This window comes from Brevundimonas sp. TWP1-3, assembly GCF_049896085.1.
Classification (GTDB): domain Bacteria; phylum Pseudomonadota; class Alphaproteobacteria; order Caulobacterales; family Caulobacteraceae; genus Brevundimonas.
The window spans coordinates 1,463,045-1,481,429 of record NZ_JAFCTP010000001.1 but is presented as its reverse complement, the minus strand read 5'-3'; the positions used below and the strand labels follow the sequence as shown (position 1 = coordinate 1,481,429).

Below are 18,385 nucleotides of genomic sequence, written 5' to 3'. Positions count from 1 at the left end.
CGCTCAGGAACAGATCAAGCCTTGGCGGCGCCTGCGCGCAAGCCCCGTTCGGCCAGGGCGACCAGCGCCACCCCGCCCATGGCGATGGCCGAACCGGTCAGGATCTGAGGCGTCAGGATGTCGCCCATGAAGCCCCAGCCGATCAGCATCGACACCACCGGCGTCACCAGCAGATAGGGCGTCACCCGCCCGGCCTCGCGCCGCTGCACCAGCCAGAACAGTAGGGTGGTGGCCAGCACCGACGACACGATCCCGGCCCAAAGCAACGTGGCCCAGACCATGGGCGTCGCAGTCTTCACCGCCTCCCACTGCCCATGCTCGAACACGGCCGAGCCGAAAGCCATGACGGGAAAGGCGCCGAGCGCCAGCAGGCCCTGCATCTTCAACGGCGGAATGGAGGTGGTGCGGCGCGCCACGACCGTCGTCACACCCCAGGCCGCGCCCGCCGCGATGGCGACCAGAATGGCCTTCCAGTCCTGCAAGGCATGGGCATCCAGCGTCATCCACGCCACGCCGACGAAGGCGACGCCCATGCCGACCAAGGCCGCCTTGGACAGCCGCTCGCCCAGGATCAGGAAGGCGAACAGGGTGGTGAAGGGGATCCACAGCTGGTTGGCCACGGTCACCGGGCTGACGTCGGTCGCCAGCCAGTAGGCGGTGTAGGCCAGTCCATACTGGATCGGCCCGCCGACGATGACGATCAGCATCAGGCTCTTCCAGTCGGGGAAGGGCGGCCGGACGAAGGCGATCAGACAGGCGCTGGCGATGCCGAACCGGATGGCCCCGACCAGCAGCGGCGACAGGTGTTCGGTCGCCAGCTTGGCCCCGGCGTTGTTCACCCCCCACACGATGATGATCGCCACGATGGCGGCAATCTCCAGCCCGGTCAGGGCGTGGGGCTTGGGTGGCAGTGGCGCGGGTGCGGGCCCAACTTCAGGATTGGCGTCGGTCATAACAGCCCTATGCCACGGCTTTGGACGCGCGTCGGGTCACATTGGATGACCCCAGGTTTCGGGATCATAACTCCGGCTTGGCCACCATCAGCCAGTAGATGGCCAGGACGCCGGCGAAGGCGGGCCAGCCCAAGGCGAACCACCAGCGGAAAAGGCGATGATAGGCGGGCGGCAAGTCAGTCCCCTGCCCTACCGCCTGTTCGGCCAGCTTCATCATCCGGTACTGGATCCACACGACCGGCAGCCAGCAGACGCCGATCAGGACATATAGGCCATAGGCGGCCAACAGCCACGAACTGGTCAGGGACCAACCCTGCAGATGGATCAGGCCCAGGCCGCTGATCGGCTGAATCACGACAGCCGTGGCGGTGAAGACGAAATCGGCCAGAACGACGATGCGACCGACCTCGGCGATGGTCCTGGCATCCTTCGTCGCGTGAGCGCGCAGCATGAAGAAGGCGATGCCCGCGCCGGTCCCGAACAGCACGGCGCCGGACAGGATGTGGATGATCTTCATCAGGATATACAGGCTCATCGGCGCGCGTCCGTGGCGGCCACGAACAGGCACAGGGCCATCATCGGCAGCACCTTGAGCCAGGGCCCAAGCGGGTCGATCCAAAAGTGCGACAGGCTGAGCGTGCCGGCGATCAGATAGCCGACGGTGGCCAGGCACATGAAGATCGCCACCCGCGCCGTCCACGGCCGCACGAACAGCATCAGCCCCAGCATCACGTCCAGCAGCGCGCCCCACCAGGCGATGGGTCCGGCCATGCGGCCATAACCGCCTTCATGAAGGATGGCGACGGCGCGGTCCCAGCCGGGTCCAAAGCTGATCAGGCCGGTGATCAGCCAGAACAGGCCCAGGGTCAGGATGGAGACCGGCCGCACGAACCACAAACGGGCATGCCAGACGTCCTGAACCGAGGCCGGGGTCTCGGCAAGAAACTGCGTAAAGCCGCGCGACGGAACGCCCAGCGCCTGGGCCCAGCCGCTGTCGCGACCGGACACGTCATGGTCCATTTGTTTGATCGCGGTCGCGCGGATCGGCGAGGACCAACCCAATCGACCAAGCAGATCACCGATCGCCAGCGCAGGCGAGGCCAGGGCGCGCGGCAAGCGAATGACAGGCGCGGGCGTCAGTCCCATCCAGCCGCGATACAGACGCAGCGTCTCGACCATGGTCACCGGCTCTGGTCCCGGCATGTCGAACGACTGGCGCGACGGGGCGCCCGGTTTCAGCGCCGCAACGACGGCGGCGGACAGGTCGCCCAGCGGGATCGGGCGGAAAATCTGGTCGCCGCCCACCACCGGACTGAACAGCGGAAAGGCCGCCAGCGCGCGGATCAGGCCCGTGCCGCCGAACGCCGCGCGGTCCACCACCAGCGACGGCCGCAGGATCAGCCAGTCCAGGCCGCTGGCCTCGATCATCCGTTCGGTCTGGGCCTTCGTGCGGGCGTAGTCGGTACCGGCGTCATCGTCCGCCCCGACGGCGGAAATATGAACCAGTCGTCGCATGCCCGCCGCCTCGCAGGCCGCGATCAGGGCGCGCGGGCCATCGACATGGGCGGCGCGTGTGCTGTCGCCCGCGCCGTTCTGGAGCACGCCGACGCAGTTCACCACCGCATCGACGCCGGCCAGGAGCGGCGCCCAAGCCTCGACGGTCGTCAGCTTGGAGAAGTCGGCAACGACCCAATCGAAAGTCGGTGCGCGAAGGGCCGGTTCGGCGATGCGTCGGGCGGCGGCGCGCACGGACCAGCCCGCAGACGACAGAGCCGCCGCGACGTGCGAGCCGATGAAGCCGTTGGCGCCCAGCACCAGAACGCGTTCGCTCATCCCAACACCCGGTCCGTCAGATCGACCCCTTGCGGAGGCGTGGCGCACCAAGTCGCACCGGGAAACCGGCGGCGACGGCGCGCGATGAAATCATAGAGGGTGTCGCGAATGATCCTCGGCACGATCCGCCCGAGGACCGCCAGACGATAAGGCGGCGGCAGCAGGGCCGCGATGCCCAGGACGCCGTCGGACCTCTGTCGCGCCACGCCCTTCTGAATCAACAGCATCGTATAGGGATCGTCGGCATCGACGCCGTAGTGAACCAGCAGCGCCCGCCCCAGCGGCGACTGCGTCGAAGCCAGTCGGATGCGCCCGGCCCGGTCGTGCTTCAGGATCTTGCGCGCCGAGCCCGAGCAGAGCGCGCAGTCGCCGTCGAACAGAACCAGGGGCCGGTCGTCCGGGAAGGCCGGAACGGCGGGATCCTCACGATAGCTGTAAGGCCCCCGCCCCATGGTTGGTTCGGATCGGCCTTAGAACGGAATGTCGTCGTTCAGGTCGTAGCTTTCCTTGGGACCGCTGGGCTTGTTGGCGCCGCCCGTGGAGAAGCCCGAAGAATAGTCGTCGTCGCCGCGACCACTGCCGCCGCCGCCGGCATAACCGCCGCCTTGCGATCCGCCTTCCGAACGACCGCCCAGCATGGTCAGTTCACCCTTGAAGCGGCTGACCACGATCTCGGTCGAATATTTCTCGACGCCCTGCTGGTCGGTCCATTTGCGGGTCTGGAGCGCGCCCTCGATGTAAACGGTCGAGCCCTTCTTCACATAGTTCTCGACCACCTTGACGATGTTGTCGTTGAAGATGACGACCCGGTGCCACTCGGTCTTTTCCTTGCGCTCGCCCGAGGACTTGTCGCGCCAGGTTTCCGAGGTCGCGATCGACAGATTGGCGATGCGGTCGCCGTTCGGCATGGACCGGATTTCGGGATCGCGGCCCAGATTGCCGACCAGAATGACCTTGTTGACGCTGCCCGCCATGAAAACTTCCTTCTCGTGTGAGGCGGCGACTGCATCGCCCGCCCCGTCAATTCAGTCCGATGTCTGACCGGGGCGACGCCTTATCGCCAGCCGCTTTCGACATCGCACCCGCCAAACCGGTGGATTAACGAAATGTTCCACCTTTGTTCACGTCACGCAAGCTCTACTTCGCGGCGGGGTCCGCTGCGATGGCGATCGGGCGGCCCGTCTCGTCGCGCTGGATGGCGCCGGGAATGGCCAGGCGGCCATCGCCGGTGCGGGCCATGGCGAAGAAGCGGCTGCCGTTCAGGCTCTTGCCGATCTTGACCCCCTCACGGTCGATGAAGATGAACCGACCCTGATAGGCGCCCGCGATCTCCTGGTTCGAGCCGCCCATGCGCAGGAAGCGCAGACGCATCTCCTCCAGACGCGCGGCGCACAGTTCGAGCTGAGGCTGGTCGTCGGCGATCTTTTGCAGGCGAGGCGGCGCATTGTCCGGCGTCGCCACGAAATAGCAGGCGCCATCGACGAACTCGTATTTCGGTTCGTTGGAGCAGGCGCCCAGCAGGGCTGTTCCAGCGACGGCGGCGAGAACGACAAGGCGCATCAGTTCATCCCAGGAAATTGGCAGTTGCGGTCCTGCTCGGCCAGGGTCCGGAAACGGGAATTGTCCCCCGACTGTTCCACCCGGCGCGGCACCAGGCGCAGCGTCGTATCGCCCCAGCGGCCATATTGGGCGTCGCCCGGCCCGACGCAGGTTCCGGCGTACAGCGCCTGGACACAGGCGTTCAGGCTCATGTTCGAAGACAGGGTGCGCCAGTCGGAACCGCTGTGACGCAGGCAGGGGCTGCCATTGGCGACGGGCGTAGGTCGCGGCGCGGGGCTCTGCTCGACATAGGCGGGCGGCGCCGTCTCGGCCATCTCGACGGCCGGCAGCTCGGGCGGCGGAGCGAAGGCGGCGGTGGGGGCGGCGGCCAGGGCGCCGGTCGCGTCCAGACCCACGTCCAGAGCGTCGGTCGCCAAACCATTACGCTGAGCACAAACGGCCAGGGTCGCCATGCCCACGAACTGACCATCGACGAAGCAGCGCAGCTCGCGCGTCGGCTCCAGCGAAGGCGCGTCGGCCAGGTTGACTACCAGCCCGCCCTTGGACGCGGGCGAGGCCTCCGGCGTCCTGTCGCCGCCGCCGGTGAAGATCAGGGCCAGCACGACGGCGGCGATGATCACCAGACCAGCGCCGACCACGATGATGACGCGGTTGTCTTTCGGGAGGGCCATGAAGGGGCTTTCGCGGATGAGGAGGTCAATAACTCCGACCGGGCGCCGGGCGTCAACCGGCAAGCGCCGCGCAACGCCCATGCAGATGATATTCCAAAGGGGCAAAACCCGAAGGATGGTGCAACCCTGCGAGACGATTGACGCCGCTGAAGGCGATAGCCAAGCTTCACCTCGTGACCCCGACCGCCCCGCCCTTTTCGTCGCCAAGCTTTCTGTCCGCCGTGACGCCGGAGAAACGCACCTGGCGCGCCTTCGCCACAGCCGGCGCGTTCATCGCGGCCATGATCTTGGTCGCCGTGGCGCTAGGATTGGCGAACCTGGCAATGCCGGGTTTCCGCGACGCATTCGAACTCTCCGAAGTCGCGCAAACGTCAAACCGACTTATCGAAGAGATGCGTGTGATGGGCGCGTTGGCGGTGATTCTCGGCATCACCGCCGCCTTGGCTCTGTGGTTCGCCAGCCTGATCCATCATCGGCCAGCCGTCAGCTTCCTATGGCCGGATCGCAAGCCTTCGATCCGACTGCTTCTGCTTGGCGCGGCGGTGTCGGCCCCGATCACGGCGATCATCCTGTTCGGCTATGGCTGGCTACAGGGGGAACCGCTGCTGTTCCCGGTTCTGGATGATCGGTATCCACTGATGCATCGCGTCTCTTACGCCTTGGCGGCAGTCGCCGCGCTGTTCGTGGCGGCGCTGGCGGAAGAGGTGCTGTTTCGAAGCCTGGTGCTACAGGCGACGGCCGCCTTCACGCGCCGAACCCTCGTGATCTGCGCGATCAACGGCGTGCTGTTCGCTGCCTTTCATCTTTATGCCGACCCGGTGGTGTTCGCCAGTCTGGCCATCGCGGGCGCGCTCTGGGCCTGGGTTACGCTGGAGCTGGGCGGCATCGAGTTCGCGACCGGAGCTCATGTGGCCCACAATCTCTGCGTCGTTCTTCTGGCGGAACCGTTCACTCTGGGCTGGGATACCGCGCCGACGGCAGCGCCGATGATCTTGGCGTTCGACCTGTTCATGGTGCTGGCCGTGGCAGTGGCGGTGAAGACGATGAAAGCCAGCAGAACGACAGCCCTGGCCTAGATCAGGCCAGCAGACGGCTCAGCGCAGCCTGATAATTGGCCAGTTGAGTCTGCTGATAGGCGGTCGAGGAGCCGTTGCCGGTCTGGATGTTGGTGATGCCGCCGGTCGATGGCGCCAGCGAGCGATAGGACGATCGCACCGCCGTCATCGCCTGGGCCAGCGATTCGATCGCCGCCTTGATGGAGGCCGGGTCGTTGAGGCTCAGCTTGTTCGACAGGTTCAACCCATAGGTCTTCGTCGCGTCCTTGTCCGGCGTGACCGGGCCGACGAAGCCGGTCGCAAGGCCCAGCGCGCCAAGCGCATCCTTGCCGACGGCCCCCGAAGAGATGATGGCGCCGTCCTTGTTCGCGGCCGTCTTGATTTCCAGACGCTGGACGATGGGTTTGGCCTTGAGGTCGGTGATGACCTTGGCTTCCAGCTGGCGGCCCGAGGCGGCGTTGATCTTCTTGGCCAGGCTCTCCAGCGTGTCCTTGGCGTCGATGGTCACGGTGACCGCGCGGCCGCCGGCGGCGGGAGTGATCGAGAACTGATCCCCGACCCGGGCCGAGGTGGCGACGGTCAGCAGCTTGGAATCCGCCTGCATGATCTGCCCTTGCGGCAGGCCCAGCCGGTCCAGCACGCTGGCGCCGCCGGAGGCGATGCTGAGGCTGGTCGGCATGGCCTGGTCGCCGTCGGCGCGCCAGGTCCGGTTGGATTGGACCGCCCCGGTGGCCAGATCGATCTGGGCCAAGTAGCCCGAAGTGGGGTCGTCCTTGCCCGCCCCCTCGGCCCGGTTCGTGCCGGTGATCCAGACCTTGCCGTCCTTGATGGCGACATCGGCGGCGGTGTCCGCGCCTGCCCCGCCGAAATAGGTCAGGCGGTCGTCGCCCGAGGCCTGAAGATCATCGGACAGGGTGGCGATGAAGACGTCGCTGCCGCCCGCATGGGCGTTCGTCACTGCGGCGATGTCCAGGGCCGCGTTTTCGGTATGGCCGGTGACCACGACCTTGCCGTTCTCGACCGAAATACCCGCGATGGCGCCGCTGGCGTAGCCGAGGTCGCGGCTGGAGGCCAGCGTCGGCACGCCGGCTGCGTCCAGAGTGAAGCGGCGCACGACCGCCTTCCCGTTCTCGACACCCGCCGTATAGAGGTCGTTGCCCGACACCGTCATGGCCTGGACGGAATCGTCGCCGGCGCTGCCGAACTGAATCGTAGAGACATTCACGCCGACGTCCGGACCGTTGATCTTGATCGGCTTTTCCTGGAAGGCCTGAAGATAGGAATCCCAGCCGCCCAGAGCCGCATTGCCCGGCATGGCCGATTTCGAGCGCCCGGCGACATAGACCATGCCGTCTGCGCCGAAGCGCACCTCGGTCGCCTCATCGGCCGCCTTGGCGCCGCGACGCTGGGTCCACAGCTCCTTGCCCGAACTGTCGAACACGGAAACGAAACTGTCTGCGACGGCGGCGTTATCGCCGCTCTTGCCTGGCTCCAGCGCGCCGGTCACGGATCCGGCCAGAGCCACGCGGCCGTCGTCGTCGATGGCGATGGAGAAGCCGTTGGCGCTGGACGCGGCGCCCAGCAGCTTGGTCTGCATCAGATTGCCGCCGGATTCGTATTTCATCAGGGCGACGTCACGAACGCCCTTGATCGGCTGGTCGCCCTCGCCGGCCGTCAGCTCGGCGACGACCCAGACCGAGCCGTCGGGCGCGACGGCGCTGGCCTTAACGGCGGCGACGCCCTCAGGCAGGTCGGTGTGCCCCACCCTGCCCTCGACCCAGAACGGATCGTCCACGCCCTGCTGCGCGGCCGGCGCGGCGCCGCCGTCGGCCTGGAATTTCAGCAACTGACCGGCCGTGCCGGTCTTGCCGACGCCCTGGGTCACATAGACGGCGTCGGAGGTGTCAACGGCCTGGAAGCTGATTGCCTCGCCCGTTCCGCCGTTGACCTTCAGCGCCCACTGATCCGGCCCGGCCGGCAGGGTGATGGTCTTGGTTCCGCTCTTGATCGTCTTGGGTTCGGCAGGGATCATCTGGACGCCCATCCGCGTCGCGACGCCTGCGGCTTCCAGCTTGCCGTTCATATAGGCGACGACATTGCCCATCGATCGATCGGTCGCGCCCATCTCGGACAGGTCCATCTCGACCGCCTGGGTTCCCGCCGCGGTCTTGACCGTCATTGAGAACTTCACGTCGCCCTCGAACGCCTTGACCGTCGAGGTCGCGGCGCCGTCATGCAGGGGTGCGGTGAGGAAGCTGGTCGGCGCGCGTTCCAGCGCATAGGTGCTCTTGACCGAGGTCTGGGCCACGCCCTGAACCAGCCGCATATCCTCAAAGCTGGCGGTGCTCAGATAGGTGGACATCTCGGCCATGCCCTCGCCGAACCGCTTGGACAGCAGGGCCGCTTCGGACGCGGCGAGACCCTTGACGCCGGCCCGGTCGGCCAGCGCGCTGAGACTGTTGAGGCCCTGATACAGGGCGAACATCTTGCGATAATCGCTGGAGGCGCCGGCCATATCCAGGCTGACGTTGCCCTCGTCAATCAGCCGACGGCCGGCCAGGGCCGCACGGACCATGTCGCTGGCTTTTGGCGGGGTCGCGGTGGAAGACCAGGGCGCGGTGGGTTGGGTCTTCTTGGTCTTCGCAGCCGTGCTCGTGCCGATCAGCGACGACGACGTGTCCGCCGTCACCCCGTAAAGACCCAGCAGATAGCTGTTGTTGATCATTCAGACGGCTCCGATCCTATCGTGCGCCTGCGCCCGATAACGAACCGTTAAGCTGTCGAATCAGCCCTTGAACAGCGACAGGATGACCTGCGGCGCTTGGTTGGCGATCGACAGGGCCTGGACGCCCAGTTGCTGCTGGACCTGCAAAGCCTGAAGGCGCGCGCTTTCCTTGGCCAAATCGGCGTCCACCAGATTGCCGATGCCGGCCTCCAGCGCGTCGGACAGCTTGCCGACATAGGTGGTGTGGCGTTCGATCTGCTTGGACTGGGCGCCCAGTTCGGCCAGGCGCGCCGTACTGGTAGAAATGGCCGCATTGATCCGCGTCAGGGCATTGTCGGCGTTCGCCTTGGTCAGCAGGTCCGGCGCCGCCGCGACTGGGGCGGTGGTCGCTGCGAGGCCCAGGCCCGTCAGCGTCATGTCCTGGCGGTCCAGGGTGATGGTCTCGGCGCCGTCGGCGCTGGCCAGGAAGTTGATGCCGACGGTCGCCGTGCCGTCCAGAATGTTCGAGCCGTCGAAGATCGCATTGTCCGCGAACGACTGGATCGACTTCAGCAGCGACTGGAACTCGTCATTGTAGGAGGTCCGCATCGCCAGGGTGGCGCTTTCGTCCGACGCGGCGGTCGCCTTGCCCTTCAGCTCGATCAGCAGGTCCGAGATCTGTTCGCCTGCGGCCAGCGTCACGTCGGCGATAGAGGTGGCGCGGTTCAGGCTGGTGGTCACCGCTTCCAGCGAGCCGCGATCCGCGCGCTGCCCCTGTGCGACGGCCCAGACGGCGGCGTTGTCTCGGGCGCCCTGAACCTTCAGTCCCGTATTCACCCGACTCTGCGTCGACGCCAACTGGTCGTTGGTGCGGTTCAGATTCTGCAGGGCGATCATCGCCGAGGTGTTGGTGTGGATGCTGGTGGTCATGGCTTCAAGCCCCCGGACGTTCTGTTGGGTACAGGATTAACCATGAGTCGTAATCACATGGTTAACGGCATAGAAACCATGATTGCACCGCACGGCAAGCCGGCGGCGCTGGGCATTCGTGAACGACGACGGCCGATCAGACGGCGGTGTCGACCAATCTTCCTCCGCGATAGGTCGGGTCGCTGCTCAGCGTTTCGACATCCTCGCGCGGCAACTGCCGAACCACCTCGCCCGTCACGCGGTCAAGAACCTTGTATACAAAGCGGTTATCACCCAGCGACTCGATGGTCAGCCGGTAACGGCTGGCGTCATTGTTGTCGTTTCGAGGTGTCGGCGGCGGAGGCGACGGCTTGGCGGTGATTGCGGCGTCGGGGATCGGCGGAGGTACGCTTACTGATCTCGCAACATTGTCTGTCATGGCTCCATGCGCGGGTCGGCCCGCGCCCTCTAGAGAAGCAAACGATCAGCCGGAGCGGTCGTGAGACCGCTCCGGCTGATCGTCTTAGCGGAACAGGCCCAGCAGGATCGAGCTGCCCTGGTTGGCGATCGACAGCGCCTGCACACCCAGCTGTTGCTTGGTTTGCAGAGCCGTCAACTTGGCGCTTTCCTTGGCCAGATCGGCGTCCACCAGATTGCCCACGCCGGCTTCAAGAGCGTCCTGAAGCTTGTTGACGAAGGTGATCTGGCGACCCAGCGACTTGGACTGGGTGCCCAGCGTGGCCAGGGCGCCGGTGACGGTGCCGATGGCCGTATCAACCGCCGCCGTGGTGGCGGCGCCGGCGGCGAGGTTGCCGGCTGTCAGAGTGGACAAGCTGGCCAGCGGCGTCGTCAGGCTGTTGACGCTGTCGAACGAGGCGCCGGTGATCGCCGAGGCGATTTCCGTGCCCAGGGCGTTGAAGTCGGCAAGATAGGCCGTCTGCGCCGAACCGGTCGACGAGGCGATGCTGACGGACAGCGACTTCATCTCTTCCAGGGCGGAGGTGATGGTGTCGCCGGCGGCCAGGGCCACGTCGGTGATCGACTGGGTGCGTTGCAGGCCGGCGCGAACGGCGTCCTGCGAGGCGGCGGTGGCGCGTTGCGACGTTGCGATCGCGAAGATCGCTCCGTTGTCCTTCGCCGACGACACCTTCATCCCGGTGCTGATCCGGTTTTGGGTCGTTTCCAGCTGTTGGCTGGTCTTGTTCAGGCTCTGCAGAGCGACTGCGGCGCCGTAGTTCGTGTTGATGCTGGTAGCCATTTTGGCGTTCCTTTTTCACTTCGTGAGATCCGCCGCCATTTTGGCGACGGGAGCATTTTGCTCGGGGTTCAAGGCCATGACCCCGCCGCCGAGGCGGCGAGGTCGCCGGGCCTTAGCGGAACAGGCTCAGCAGGATCGAGCTGCCCTGATTGGCGATCGACAGCGCCTGCACACCCAGCTGTTGCTTGGTTTGCAGTGCGGTCAGTTTGGCGCTTTCCTTGGCTAGGTCTGCATCGACCAGGTTGCCGACGCCGGCCTCCATGGCGTCCTGCAGCTTGTTGACGAAGGTGATCTGGCGACCCAGCGACTTGGACTGGGTGCCCAGCGTGGCCAGGGTGCTGGTCGTCGCCGCGATGGCGGCGTCGACGTTCGCCGTCGTGGCGTTGGCAGCGGTGATGCTGCCGGTGTTCACGGCAGTGATCGCCGCATTCGCGCCCAAGGCCGTCAGGCTATTGGCGCTGTCGAACGTGGCGCCGGTGATCGCGGTGCCGATTTCCGTGCCCAGAGCATTGTAGTCGGCCAGATAGGCCGTCTGCGCCGCGCCGGTCGACGAGGCGATGTTGACTGCAAGCGACTTCATCTCTTCCAGAGCGGAGGTGATGGTGTCGCCGGCGGCCAGGGCCACGTCGGTGATCGACTGGGTACGTTGCAGGCCGGCGCGAACGGCGTCCTGCGAGGCGGCGGTGGCGCGTTGCGACGTTGCGATCGCGAAGATCGCTCCGTTGTCCTTCGCCGACGACACCTTCATCCCGGTGCTGATCCGGTTTTGAGTCGTGTCCAGCTGTTGGCTGGTCTTGTTCAGGCTCTGCAGAGCGACTGCGGCGCCGTAGTTCGTGTTGATGCTGGGCATTTCTAGCCCTCCTTTTTTCACTTCGTGAGATCCGTTGGCGTTTTGCCGACGGGAGCGTTTTGCTCGGGTTCAAGGCCACGACCCCGCCGCCTAGGCGGCGAGGTCTCCGGGCCTTAGCGGAAGAGGCTCAGCAGGATCGAGCTGCCTTGGTTGGCGATCGACAGCGCCTGCACGCCCAGCTGTTGCTTGGTTTGCAGGGCGGTCAGCTTGGCGCTTTCCTTGGCCAGATCGGCGTCCACCAGATTGCCCACGCCGGCTTCCATCGAATCCTGAAGCTTGTTGACGAAGGTGATCTGACGACCGACCGACTTGGACTGGGTGCCCAGGGTGGCCAGAGCGGTGGTCACGCCCGCGATCGCCAGATCCACGTTCGCGGTGGTGTAGTCGGCGACGTCGGGCGTCGCCGCCGTGAACATCGCCAACTGCGTGTTGGCGCTGACGGCCGTAGCCGTGCCCAGGCGATAGGTGCCCGAACCCGTCTGAAGGTCGGTCGTCGCGCCCGCCGCCGTGTTCAACAGGTTGATCCCGTCGAAGGTGGCGCCGGCCAGCGCACTGCTGATTTCCTTGCCCAGGGCAGTGAAGTCGGCCTCATAAGCCGTTTTCGCCGAACCCGTGGATGAGGCGATGTTCACCGAAAGCGACTTCATCTCTTCCAGAGCGGAAGTGATGGTGTCGCCGGCGGCCAGGGCCACATCGACGATGGACTGACCGCGTTGCAGCGAGCTGCGAACCGCATCTTGCGAGGCGGCGTTGGCGCGCTGTTGCGTGGCGATGGCGAAGATCGCGCCATTGTCCTTGGCCGAGGAGACCTTCATGCCGGTGCTGATGCGGTTTTGGGTCGTCTCCAGCTGTTGGCTGGTCTTGTTCAGGCTCTGCAGGGCGACTGCAGCGCCGTAGTTCGTGTTGATGCTGGGCATTTCTAGCCCTCCTTTTCACTTCGTGAGATCCCAGGCGTTTTGCCGGGGTGAGCATTTTGCTCAGGTCCGGCCGCCGGAAACCGACGACCGATGGATGCGGCTTTGGCCCGACCGCCGGAGCGGTCGGGCCGTCGGCCTTAGCGGAACAGGCTCAGCAGGATGGAGCTGCCCTGATTGGCGATCGACAGCGCCTGCACACCCAGCTGTTGCTTGGTTTGCAGTGCGGTCAGTTTGGCGCTTTCCTTGGCTAGGTCTGCATCGACCAGGTTGCCGACGCCGGCCTCCATGGCGTCCTGCAGCTTGTTGACGAAGGTGATCTGGCGACCCAGCGACTTGGACTGGGTGCCCAGCGTGGCCAGCGAAGAGGTCACCGTGCTGATGGCCGTATCGACGGCAGCCGTGGTGGCTGCGGCGCGAGCGACCGAGCCGCCGGTCAGACCGGTGACGGCCGCAACGCCGAGGGGGGTCGTCAGGCTGTTGGCGCCGTCGAACGTGGCGCCGGAGACCGCCGAGGCGATTTCCGTACCAAGGGCGTTGAAGTCTTTCAGATAGGCGATTTCCGCGTCCGAACCGGCGACCGAGGATTGGATGCTGACGGCAAGAGACTTCATCTCCTCAAGCGCCGTCGTAATGGTGTCGCCGGCGGCCAGGGCCACGTCGGTGATCGATTGGTTGCGTTGCAGTGTGTTGCGCGTGGCGTCTTGCGAGGCGGCATTCGCACGCTGCTGGGTGGCGATGGCGAAGATCGCGCCATTGTCCTTGGCCGACGACACCTTCATCCCGGTGCTGATGCGGTTTTGGGTCGTTTCCAGCTGTTGGCTGGTCTTGTTCAGGCTCTGCAGGGCTACTGCGGCACCGTAGTTCGTATTGATGCTAGCCATTTTGGCTGTTCCTTTTTCACTTCAGTGATTTCCAACGGCATTTTGCCGCGGGGAGCTTTTTGCTCAGTAGGTAAGAAGCAATTGCCGGGCCATTTTTGCCGTTCGCAATTTGTCATAAGTAACTGTTTTTATTTGTTTACCTTTGATTTACCCTCCTTCCGACCAGGCAACTGCTGCCGGGTCAGCCCGCGCACCAGGCAAGTTTTGCCGAGTGTGCGACGAGTTCAGTCTGCGCCGGCGGTGCGTCACCGCGCGGCAAAAGGCGAAATGTTCAGCCCTGAGAGCTTAGCTGCGGAACAGGCTCAGCAGGATCGAGCTGCCTTGGTTGGCGATCGACAGCGCCTGCACGCCCAGCTGCTGCTTGGTTTGCAGAGCCGTCAGCTTGGCGCTTTCCTTGGCCAGGTCGGCATCGACCAGGTTGCCGATGCCGGCCTCAGTCGAGTCTTGCAGCTTGTTGAGGAAGGTCATCTGACGCCCGACCGACTTGGACTGGGTGCCGATGGTCGCCAGGTCGGCGGTGATCGTGGCAATGGCGGTGTCGACGATGGCGGTCGTGGCGCCGGCGCGGACAGCGGTGCCGGCCGAGACAGCCACTACGGAGGCGGCGGCAGCCTTATCGACCGTGCCGAAGCCGATCTGATAGGTCCCGCCGCTGACATTGGTGGTGATGGTCGTCGCGGTGGTGGTGTTCCACAGGTTGACGCCGTCGAAGCTCGCGCCCTTCAAGGCCGCATCGATTTCCTTACCCAAGGCATTGAAATCGGTCAGATAAGAGGTTTCAGCGGCGGAGCCGGCGACCGAGGACTGAATGCTGACAGCCAGCGATTTCATTTCTTCCAGGGCGGCGGTGATGGTGTCGCCGGCGGCCAGGGCCACATCGACGATCGACTGTCCGCGCTGAAGGGAGTTCCGGACCGCATCCATGGCGCTCATGTTGGCGCGCTGGGTTGTCGCAATGGCGTAGATCGCGCCGTTGTCCTTGGCCGAGCCCACTTTCAGGCCCGTGCTGACACGGTTTTGCGTGCGCTCCAACATGGCGTTGGTCGCATTCAGGTTTTGCAGGGCGACAGCTGCGCCGTAGTTCGTATTGATGCTCGTAGCCATTTTGGCTTCCTGTTCACTTCGTGTGATGTCCGGCGCCATTTTAGCGCCAGGAGCGTTTTGCTCGGTCTCTAGGAGAGCAAGGGCGGGGCCAGTTCGAAACGGCGCGCCCGTTCGACGCCTTCATTGATTTCATTGAAGTTATCTCGCTGTTCAGCGAGGCGACCCGGCAAGCTTTCACCTCGCGCGGCAGAAGTTGCCGAGTCGTTTTTGCTGGGTGTCAGTCTACGGACCGTTTGGTCCCGGCTTGAACGTCCTGCATCGCTCGCTCAGCCAGCAGGGTCTCGACCGCCAGCAGCCGCGCGCCGTCGCAAGCGACGATCTGGGCGCCGCGCAGCACATAGGCGGCATCCAGATCGCCCGCCGTTGGCTCAGCCGGCAAGGTCGCCAGGGCGCACGGCCGTCGCGCCGCCTCTGGCAACGTCAACCGCGCCGGCGCAACCGTCGAGATCGGGGGCGAGCCGGCACAGCTCGCGGTCATGGCTGCGCAGGCGATCAGCGCGGCGGTGTTCCAAGGGATGGTCGGCGTCATCGGCGCTCCTGGCCTGTGCGACGGCGGTCGCGGTCGCCCGTTCCACCGCCGTCGTCCTGAGTTGATAGTGATCGACGCGCACGGCCTGAGCCGCCGTGCCTGCGGTCTCGATGCGCCTGGCGTCGGCTTGCGCCTGGGCGGCTGCGGCGGCGTCTCGCGCCTGAGACTGAGCGGCCGCCAAACGTTTCTGTTGCAGGTCCAGCGGGTCCCAGCGAAATCCGAGGCCGCCCAGCAGAACGGCCCCTGCCCCTAACACCGCCACGCCTGCCGCCAGCCAGCCCCACGGCGTCAGCGCGCGCAGAAGCCCACTCATGGAAAGGCCTTTCGATCCAGTTCGAAATGCGGACCGTCGCGTAGCGTCTTCCAGTCCCCGCCCCAGATCAGGGGCGTCTTCAGATCGGCGGCGGCCGCCTTGAACGCCTGGGCGATCCGGCCATACAGCGGCCAGTCCCAGCGCAACCGACCCTCGACCAGGGCGGCGACATCGACCGCGTGACCCGTCAAATGGCGCGAGCGCAGCGTGCGGCTGGCCCCGGCCTTGACGAGCGCCGCCTGACGCGTCGCCGTACGCAGGCCCTCCGTGATCATGAAATCGACCGGAGATCGCAGGATCGCCGCCTCGACCACCGCCGTCAGCGCCGGATGGACGCCGACAAGCCGCGTCCGCGACCGGCTGGAAAGCCGAAAGCTCATGGCCGGCCTCCCATCATCTTCAGCCGGGCGTTTGCAAGAAGGGCGACCAGTTGTTGGGCGGTGGGCGCCACCAGATAGAGGACCAGGATCAGGGCCAGCAGTCCCATCAGCCCATCCGTCATCTTGGGCAGCATCTCTGGCGGCATCCGCCCGACCGTCCGCATCAGCAGCACCCACAGCCCCGCGCTGACGGCGAAGGCGTAGAGCCGGCGAAACAGCCAGCGCCCTTCCGCCAGCGGCTCTATCGTCGGTCGGGTCATTGTTCGTCCTCCTTGTCATAGGTTTCCACGACGCAGCGCCCGTCCCAGCCGGACTGGGCGCGCCATTCGCCGTCGCTGAGGCTGTCGGGCGCTTCCCACGCCTCGGCCTCCAGCACTTCGACCGGCTCGGCCGGGTGTCGCCGCCGGCTCATCCGACGGCCGTGATGCGAACCGCGCCAGCCGCGCCTGCGCCGCCCGAGCCGGCGACGGTCAGACCCGCGCCGCCGCCCCCTCCGCCTGCGCCGAAAATCGCCCCCGCACCGCCGGGACTTCCGGCGCCGCTCGCCGATGCGGTCCCGCCGCCGCCGCCTCCACCGGCCAACGACAGATGGGGCATGGCGGCGATCGAACCCGCCGCACCTGCCGCCCCGCCAGCGGCCAGACGTCCGCACCAGCCGCCGGCCCCGCCCGGTCCTCCATCGTGCGCGACATCGGAAGCACTCAGCCCGCCGCCAGCGCCGCCGCCGCCGGATCCATCGGGACAGACGGTCTCGCCGCCGTTCGCTGCTGTGGTCGTGATCGATGAGCCGCCGCCGGGGTTGGCGACGCGCAGACCCAGGCCGCCGGCGCCGCCCAAGCCCGCGCTGGCGCTACCTGTCGCTCCGCCGACGCCGCCCGAGGCGCGCAACAGAACGTCGCCGCCCGTCGCGATGCGGCTCTCGCCTCCCGCAGCATCCCCAACGCCGCCCGCGCCGACGGTGATCGTCAATGCATCTTCGAGATCGTCAGTGGACCAGCAGCCTTGCGTCAGGCCGCCCGCGCCGCCGCCCCCGCCGCCGAAACGCGCAATCCCGGCCGGACCGGCCAGCCCAGCGCCACCCCCTCCCCCGCCGCCGACGCAGGCGACTTCGAGCCAGCGCGCCCAGGGCGGCGCGACATAGTCGCCGTCGCTGGTGAACAGGGTCGTCTCGCGCCTGACGGCGCCTTGATCAAAGGCGATGCGGCCGGTGGCGCGGTCCACGCGAAACACGATGCGCCAAGCCCCGTCGTCATCGCAGACCTTGAGGCCCAGATCGTCCTCGCCGATCAGGCCCAGTTCGGCGCGGGCGGCATATCCGCTCTGGAACAGCAGCGACAGCACATCGCCTGCCGCTTCCTTGTTCAGCGTCAGACGCAGGTCGCCGTCACCGCCCTGCTCCACGCCGCGCGCGGTGAACAGGGCGGCGTTGATCTTGGCGGACAGGGGATTGGCGTCATCGGCGGTCGTGCCCAGGCCCAGCCGCGCCAGGCCTTGGGCCTCGCCCAACCGTTCGCCGAGCGCGACCCAGCCCGCGTCGGTCCGCACCAGAACGGCTAGCTCGTCCAGCACCACGGCGATCAGGCCATTGGGGGTCGGCACGACGGTCCAGCCGCCCGCCTCGAACCGCACCAGGTTTCCGCTTGCTCGCCCGGCCCAGGCGGCCCCCTCCGCATCGTCCGGCAGGATATAGAGGTCGCCATCGGTCGGCGCGGGCGGCTGAACCGCCGTGGTTCGGCTGACTACTGCCGTTTGCAGCAGGGCGTCGAGCCGGGTCAGGGCCGTGTTCAGGGTCACGTGCTTCTGCATCTGTCCCGCCGCCAGATAAGGCAGGGCCAGACGCGCACTGAAGTCGTCGCTCATTCTTCTCTCCGTTGTCGTTGGAGATCAGTCTGGGCGCGGCCCTACCTCAGGCCGGAAGATGGTCGATGCCGCCGATCAGACCCTTGATTTCATGCAATTTCGTTTCGGCGAATGCGATGGCTAGGGCCGCTCAGCCCGCGCATCTCAATCGTGAAGATAGACGATCCGCTTCAGCGTCTGGTCGTTTTGCACCCGCGCCTCGTGCATCTCGTGGTCGCCGCTGGCGCGCGCATTGGCCTCGGTATCCTCGACCCAGTGGGTGCTTTCGATGTGCTTCTGCAGCGCCCGCGCCGCCATCAGCTGGCCGGGGAAAAAGGTGTCCACGATGTCGCCCGCGAGGGGCACCGTGCCGGTCGCCGTGTCGATGGCCATATAGGCCCCCATCCGCGCCAGTGTCGCCGGCGTCGCCTTGGCCCGCACAGCCTGAAGCATCAGCCAGCCCCCGGTTCCGACCGTATAGACCGTGCCGACCACCGGCACCCAGGTCAGCATGGCGTCCAGCCCCAGGCCGAACGGGCCGATGCCGATCACCCGGTCGGACAGCTTCTTTACGCCCTCGACATTGGACCAGATGTTCTCGATATCCCGGATCGACCGTCTGGCCATGT

General features: G+C 66.2%; 23 protein-coding genes. 1 reads left to right on the top strand and 22 read right to left on the bottom strand.

The window, feature by feature from the left end; all coding sequences use genetic code 11:
- Positions 1 to 14: 14 nt before the first annotated feature.
- The 7 genes from ACP693_RS07415 to ACP693_RS07385 form a co-directional block, all read right to left on the bottom strand.
- The gene (locus tag ACP693_RS07415) at positions 15 to 953 is read right to left on the bottom strand and encodes a DMT family transporter (protein WP_426017777.1); all 939 of its coding nucleotides are present in this window, start codon (positions 951 to 953) and stop codon (positions 15 to 17) included.
- A 64-nt stretch (positions 954 to 1,017) separates the two neighbouring features.
- Entirely contained in the window at positions 1,018 to 1,488 is a 471-nt protein-coding gene (locus tag ACP693_RS07410; RefSeq protein WP_426017778.1) for a DUF2269 family protein, read from the bottom strand.
- Positions 1,485 to 2,786 (bottom strand): SDR family oxidoreductase, encoded by a 1,302-nt coding sequence (locus ACP693_RS07405; protein WP_426017779.1) that lies wholly within the window; start codon positions 2,784 to 2,786, stop codon positions 1,485 to 1,487. Before ACP693_RS07405 ends, ACP693_RS07410 begins: the two co-directional genes overlap by 4 nt.
- A complete protein-coding gene (locus ACP693_RS07400) occupies positions 2,783 to 3,238 on the bottom strand; it encodes a thiol-disulfide oxidoreductase DCC family protein (RefSeq protein ID WP_426017781.1) in 456 nt (151 codons plus the stop codon). Before ACP693_RS07400 ends, ACP693_RS07405 begins: the two co-directional genes overlap by 4 nt.
- An 18-nt stretch (positions 3,239 to 3,256) precedes the next feature.
- On the bottom strand, positions 3,257 to 3,760 hold the full coding sequence (ssb, locus tag ACP693_RS07395; RefSeq protein ID WP_426017782.1) for a single-stranded DNA-binding protein: 504 nt from the start codon (positions 3,758 to 3,760) through the stop codon (positions 3,257 to 3,259).
- Between the two features lie 163 nt (positions 3,761 to 3,923).
- Complete coding sequence (locus ACP693_RS07390; protein WP_426017784.1) at positions 3,924 to 4,346, bottom strand: hypothetical protein; 423 nt, start codon at positions 4,344 to 4,346, stop codon at positions 3,924 to 3,926.
- Entirely contained in the window at positions 4,346 to 5,017 is a 672-nt protein-coding gene (locus ACP693_RS07385; RefSeq protein WP_135193207.1) for a hypothetical protein, read from the bottom strand. The genes ACP693_RS07390 and ACP693_RS07385 overlap by 1 nt, the downstream gene beginning before the upstream one ends.
- A gap of 137 nt (positions 5,018 to 5,154) precedes the next feature.
- Between ACP693_RS07385 and ACP693_RS07380 the strand changes: the two genes are divergently transcribed.
- Positions 5,155 to 6,093 carry a CPBP family intramembrane glutamic endopeptidase gene (locus tag ACP693_RS07380; RefSeq protein WP_426017786.1) on the top strand — a complete coding sequence of 313 codons (939 nt, stop codon included), beginning with the start codon at positions 5,155 to 5,157 and terminating at the stop codon, positions 6,091 to 6,093.
- 1 nt (position 6,094) lies between these two features.
- Here the strand turns inward: ACP693_RS07380 and ACP693_RS07375 are convergent, their stop codons facing one another.
- The 15 genes from ACP693_RS07375 to ACP693_RS07305 form a co-directional block, all read right to left on the bottom strand.
- On the bottom strand, positions 6,095 to 8,797 hold the full coding sequence (locus tag ACP693_RS07375; protein ID WP_426017788.1) for a transcriptional regulator: 2,703 nt from the start codon (positions 8,795 to 8,797) through the stop codon (positions 6,095 to 6,097).
- A gap of 60 nt (positions 8,798 to 8,857) precedes the next feature.
- Positions 8,858 to 9,706 carry a flagellin gene (locus ACP693_RS07370; RefSeq protein ID WP_426017790.1) on the bottom strand — a complete coding sequence of 283 codons (849 nt, stop codon included), beginning with the start codon at positions 9,704 to 9,706 and terminating at the stop codon, positions 8,858 to 8,860.
- 136 nt (positions 9,707 to 9,842) lie between these two features.
- A complete protein-coding gene (locus ACP693_RS07365; protein WP_426017792.1) occupies positions 9,843 to 10,124 on the bottom strand; it encodes a flagellar protein FlaG in 282 nt (93 codons plus the stop codon).
- Between the two features lie 84 nt (positions 10,125 to 10,208).
- The gene (locus ACP693_RS07360) at positions 10,209 to 10,943 is read right to left on the bottom strand and encodes a flagellin (RefSeq protein ID WP_425982825.1); all 735 of its coding nucleotides are present in this window, start codon (positions 10,941 to 10,943) and stop codon (positions 10,209 to 10,211) included.
- A gap of 112 nt (positions 10,944 to 11,055) precedes the next feature.
- Positions 11,056 to 11,793 carry a flagellin gene (locus tag ACP693_RS07355; RefSeq protein WP_409719212.1) on the bottom strand — a complete coding sequence of 246 codons (738 nt, stop codon included), beginning with the start codon at positions 11,791 to 11,793 and terminating at the stop codon, positions 11,056 to 11,058.
- 113 nt (positions 11,794 to 11,906) lie between these two features.
- Positions 11,907 to 12,710 (bottom strand): flagellin, encoded by an 804-nt coding sequence (locus ACP693_RS07350; RefSeq protein ID WP_425982821.1) that lies wholly within the window; start codon positions 12,708 to 12,710, stop codon positions 11,907 to 11,909.
- A 137-nt stretch (positions 12,711 to 12,847) separates the two neighbouring features.
- The gene (locus ACP693_RS07345) at positions 12,848 to 13,591 is read right to left on the bottom strand and encodes a flagellin (RefSeq protein ID WP_409719216.1); all 744 of its coding nucleotides are present in this window, start codon (positions 13,589 to 13,591) and stop codon (positions 12,848 to 12,850) included.
- Between the two features lie 285 nt (positions 13,592 to 13,876).
- Positions 13,877 to 14,695, bottom strand: a complete 819-nt coding sequence (locus ACP693_RS07340; RefSeq protein WP_426019606.1) for a flagellin — start codon at positions 14,693 to 14,695, stop codon at positions 13,877 to 13,879.
- Positions 14,696 to 14,912: 217 nt separating this feature from the next.
- Positions 14,913 to 15,074 (bottom strand): hypothetical protein, encoded by a 162-nt coding sequence (locus ACP693_RS07335; protein WP_426017793.1) that lies wholly within the window; start codon positions 15,072 to 15,074, stop codon positions 14,913 to 14,915.
- Complete coding sequence (locus tag ACP693_RS07330) at positions 15,064 to 15,537, bottom strand: hypothetical protein (RefSeq protein WP_426017794.1); 474 nt, start codon at positions 15,535 to 15,537, stop codon at positions 15,064 to 15,066. The genes ACP693_RS07335 and ACP693_RS07330 overlap by 11 nt, the downstream gene beginning before the upstream one ends.
- Positions 15,534 to 15,917 (bottom strand): M15 family metallopeptidase, encoded by a 384-nt coding sequence (locus ACP693_RS07325; RefSeq protein ID WP_426017796.1) that lies wholly within the window; start codon positions 15,915 to 15,917, stop codon positions 15,534 to 15,536. The genes ACP693_RS07330 and ACP693_RS07325 overlap by 4 nt, the downstream gene beginning before the upstream one ends.
- Positions 15,914 to 16,177 (bottom strand): hypothetical protein, encoded by a 264-nt coding sequence (locus ACP693_RS07320; RefSeq protein WP_426017798.1) that lies wholly within the window; start codon positions 16,175 to 16,177, stop codon positions 15,914 to 15,916. Before ACP693_RS07320 ends, ACP693_RS07325 begins: the two co-directional genes overlap by 4 nt.
- Positions 16,174 to 16,329, bottom strand: coding sequence for a hypothetical protein (locus tag ACP693_RS07315; protein ID WP_159850412.1), 156 nt, complete (start codon positions 16,327 to 16,329; stop codon positions 16,174 to 16,176). The genes ACP693_RS07320 and ACP693_RS07315 overlap by 4 nt, the downstream gene beginning before the upstream one ends.
- Positions 16,326 to 17,777 carry a DUF2793 domain-containing protein gene (locus ACP693_RS07310; protein ID WP_426017800.1) on the bottom strand — a complete coding sequence of 484 codons (1,452 nt, stop codon included), beginning with the start codon at positions 17,775 to 17,777 and terminating at the stop codon, positions 16,326 to 16,328. The genes ACP693_RS07315 and ACP693_RS07310 overlap by 4 nt, the downstream gene beginning before the upstream one ends.
- A 144-nt stretch (positions 17,778 to 17,921) precedes the next feature.
- The gene (locus ACP693_RS07305) at positions 17,922 to 18,383 is read right to left on the bottom strand and encodes a DUF4112 domain-containing protein (protein ID WP_135193220.1); all 462 of its coding nucleotides are present in this window, start codon (positions 18,381 to 18,383) and stop codon (positions 17,922 to 17,924) included.
- Positions 18,384 to 18,385: the final 2 nt, after the last annotated feature.

Excerpts from the sequence above, each read along its gene's own strand:
- ACP693_RS07345 (WP_409719216.1), bottom strand. The coding sequence starts at position 13,591 with ATGGCTAGCATCAATACGAACTACGGTGCCGCAGTAGCCCTGCAGAGC.
- ACP693_RS07310 (WP_426017800.1), bottom strand. The coding sequence starts at position 17,777 with ATGAGCGACGACTTCAGTGCGCGTCTGGCCCTGCCTTATCTGGCGGCG.
- ACP693_RS07355 (WP_409719212.1), bottom strand. The coding sequence starts at position 11,793 with ATGCCCAGCATCAACACGAACTACGGCGCCGCAGTCGCTCTGCAGAGC.
- ACP693_RS07305 (WP_135193220.1), bottom strand. The coding sequence starts at position 18,383 with ATGGCCAGACGGTCGATCCGGGATATCGAGAACATCTGGTCCAATGTC.
- ACP693_RS07410 (WP_426017778.1), bottom strand. The coding sequence starts at position 1,488 with ATGAGCCTGTATATCCTGATGAAGATCATCCACATCCTGTCCGGCGCC.
- ACP693_RS07315 (WP_159850412.1), bottom strand. The coding sequence starts at position 16,329 with ATGAGCCGGCGGCGACACCCGGCCGAGCCGGTCGAAGTGCTGGAGGCC.
- ACP693_RS07375 (WP_426017788.1), bottom strand. The coding sequence starts at position 8,797 with ATGATCAACAACAGCTATCTGCTGGGTCTTTACGGGGTGACGGCGGAC.
- ACP693_RS07325 (WP_426017796.1), bottom strand. The coding sequence starts at position 15,917 with ATGAGCTTTCGGCTTTCCAGCCGGTCGCGGACGCGGCTTGTCGGCGTC.
- ACP693_RS07365 (WP_426017792.1), bottom strand. The coding sequence starts at position 10,124 with ATGACAGACAATGTTGCGAGATCAGTAAGCGTACCTCCGCCGATCCCC.
- ACP693_RS07350 (WP_425982821.1), bottom strand. The coding sequence starts at position 12,710 with ATGCCCAGCATCAACACGAACTACGGCGCTGCAGTCGCCCTGCAGAGC.
- ACP693_RS07390 (WP_426017784.1), bottom strand. The coding sequence starts at position 4,346 with ATGCGCCTTGTCGTTCTCGCCGCCGTCGCTGGAACAGCCCTGCTGGGC.
- ACP693_RS07415 (WP_426017777.1), bottom strand. The coding sequence starts at position 953 with ATGACCGACGCCAATCCTGAAGTTGGGCCCGCACCCGCGCCACTGCCA.
- ACP693_RS07360 (WP_425982825.1), bottom strand. The coding sequence starts at position 10,943 with ATGGCTACCAGCATCAACACGAACTACGGCGCCGCAGTCGCTCTGCAG.
- ACP693_RS07340 (WP_426019606.1), bottom strand. The coding sequence starts at position 14,695 with ATGGCTACGAGCATCAATACGAACTACGGCGCAGCTGTCGCCCTGCAA.
- ACP693_RS07370 (WP_426017790.1), bottom strand. The coding sequence starts at position 9,706 with ATGACCACCAGCATCCACACCAACACCTCGGCGATGATCGCCCTGCAG.
- ACP693_RS07320 (WP_426017798.1), bottom strand. The coding sequence starts at position 16,177 with ATGACCCGACCGACGATAGAGCCGCTGGCGGAAGGGCGCTGGCTGTTT.
- ACP693_RS07400 (WP_426017781.1), bottom strand. The coding sequence starts at position 3,238 with ATGGGGCGGGGGCCTTACAGCTATCGTGAGGATCCCGCCGTTCCGGCC.
- ACP693_RS07405 (WP_426017779.1), bottom strand. The coding sequence starts at position 2,786 with ATGAGCGAACGCGTTCTGGTGCTGGGCGCCAACGGCTTCATCGGCTCG.
- ssb (WP_426017782.1), bottom strand. The coding sequence starts at position 3,760 with ATGGCGGGCAGCGTCAACAAGGTCATTCTGGTCGGCAATCTGGGCCGC.
- ACP693_RS07330 (WP_426017794.1), bottom strand. The coding sequence starts at position 15,537 with ATGAGTGGGCTTCTGCGCGCGCTGACGCCGTGGGGCTGGCTGGCGGCA.
- ACP693_RS07385 (WP_135193207.1), bottom strand. The coding sequence starts at position 5,017 with ATGGCCCTCCCGAAAGACAACCGCGTCATCATCGTGGTCGGCGCTGGT.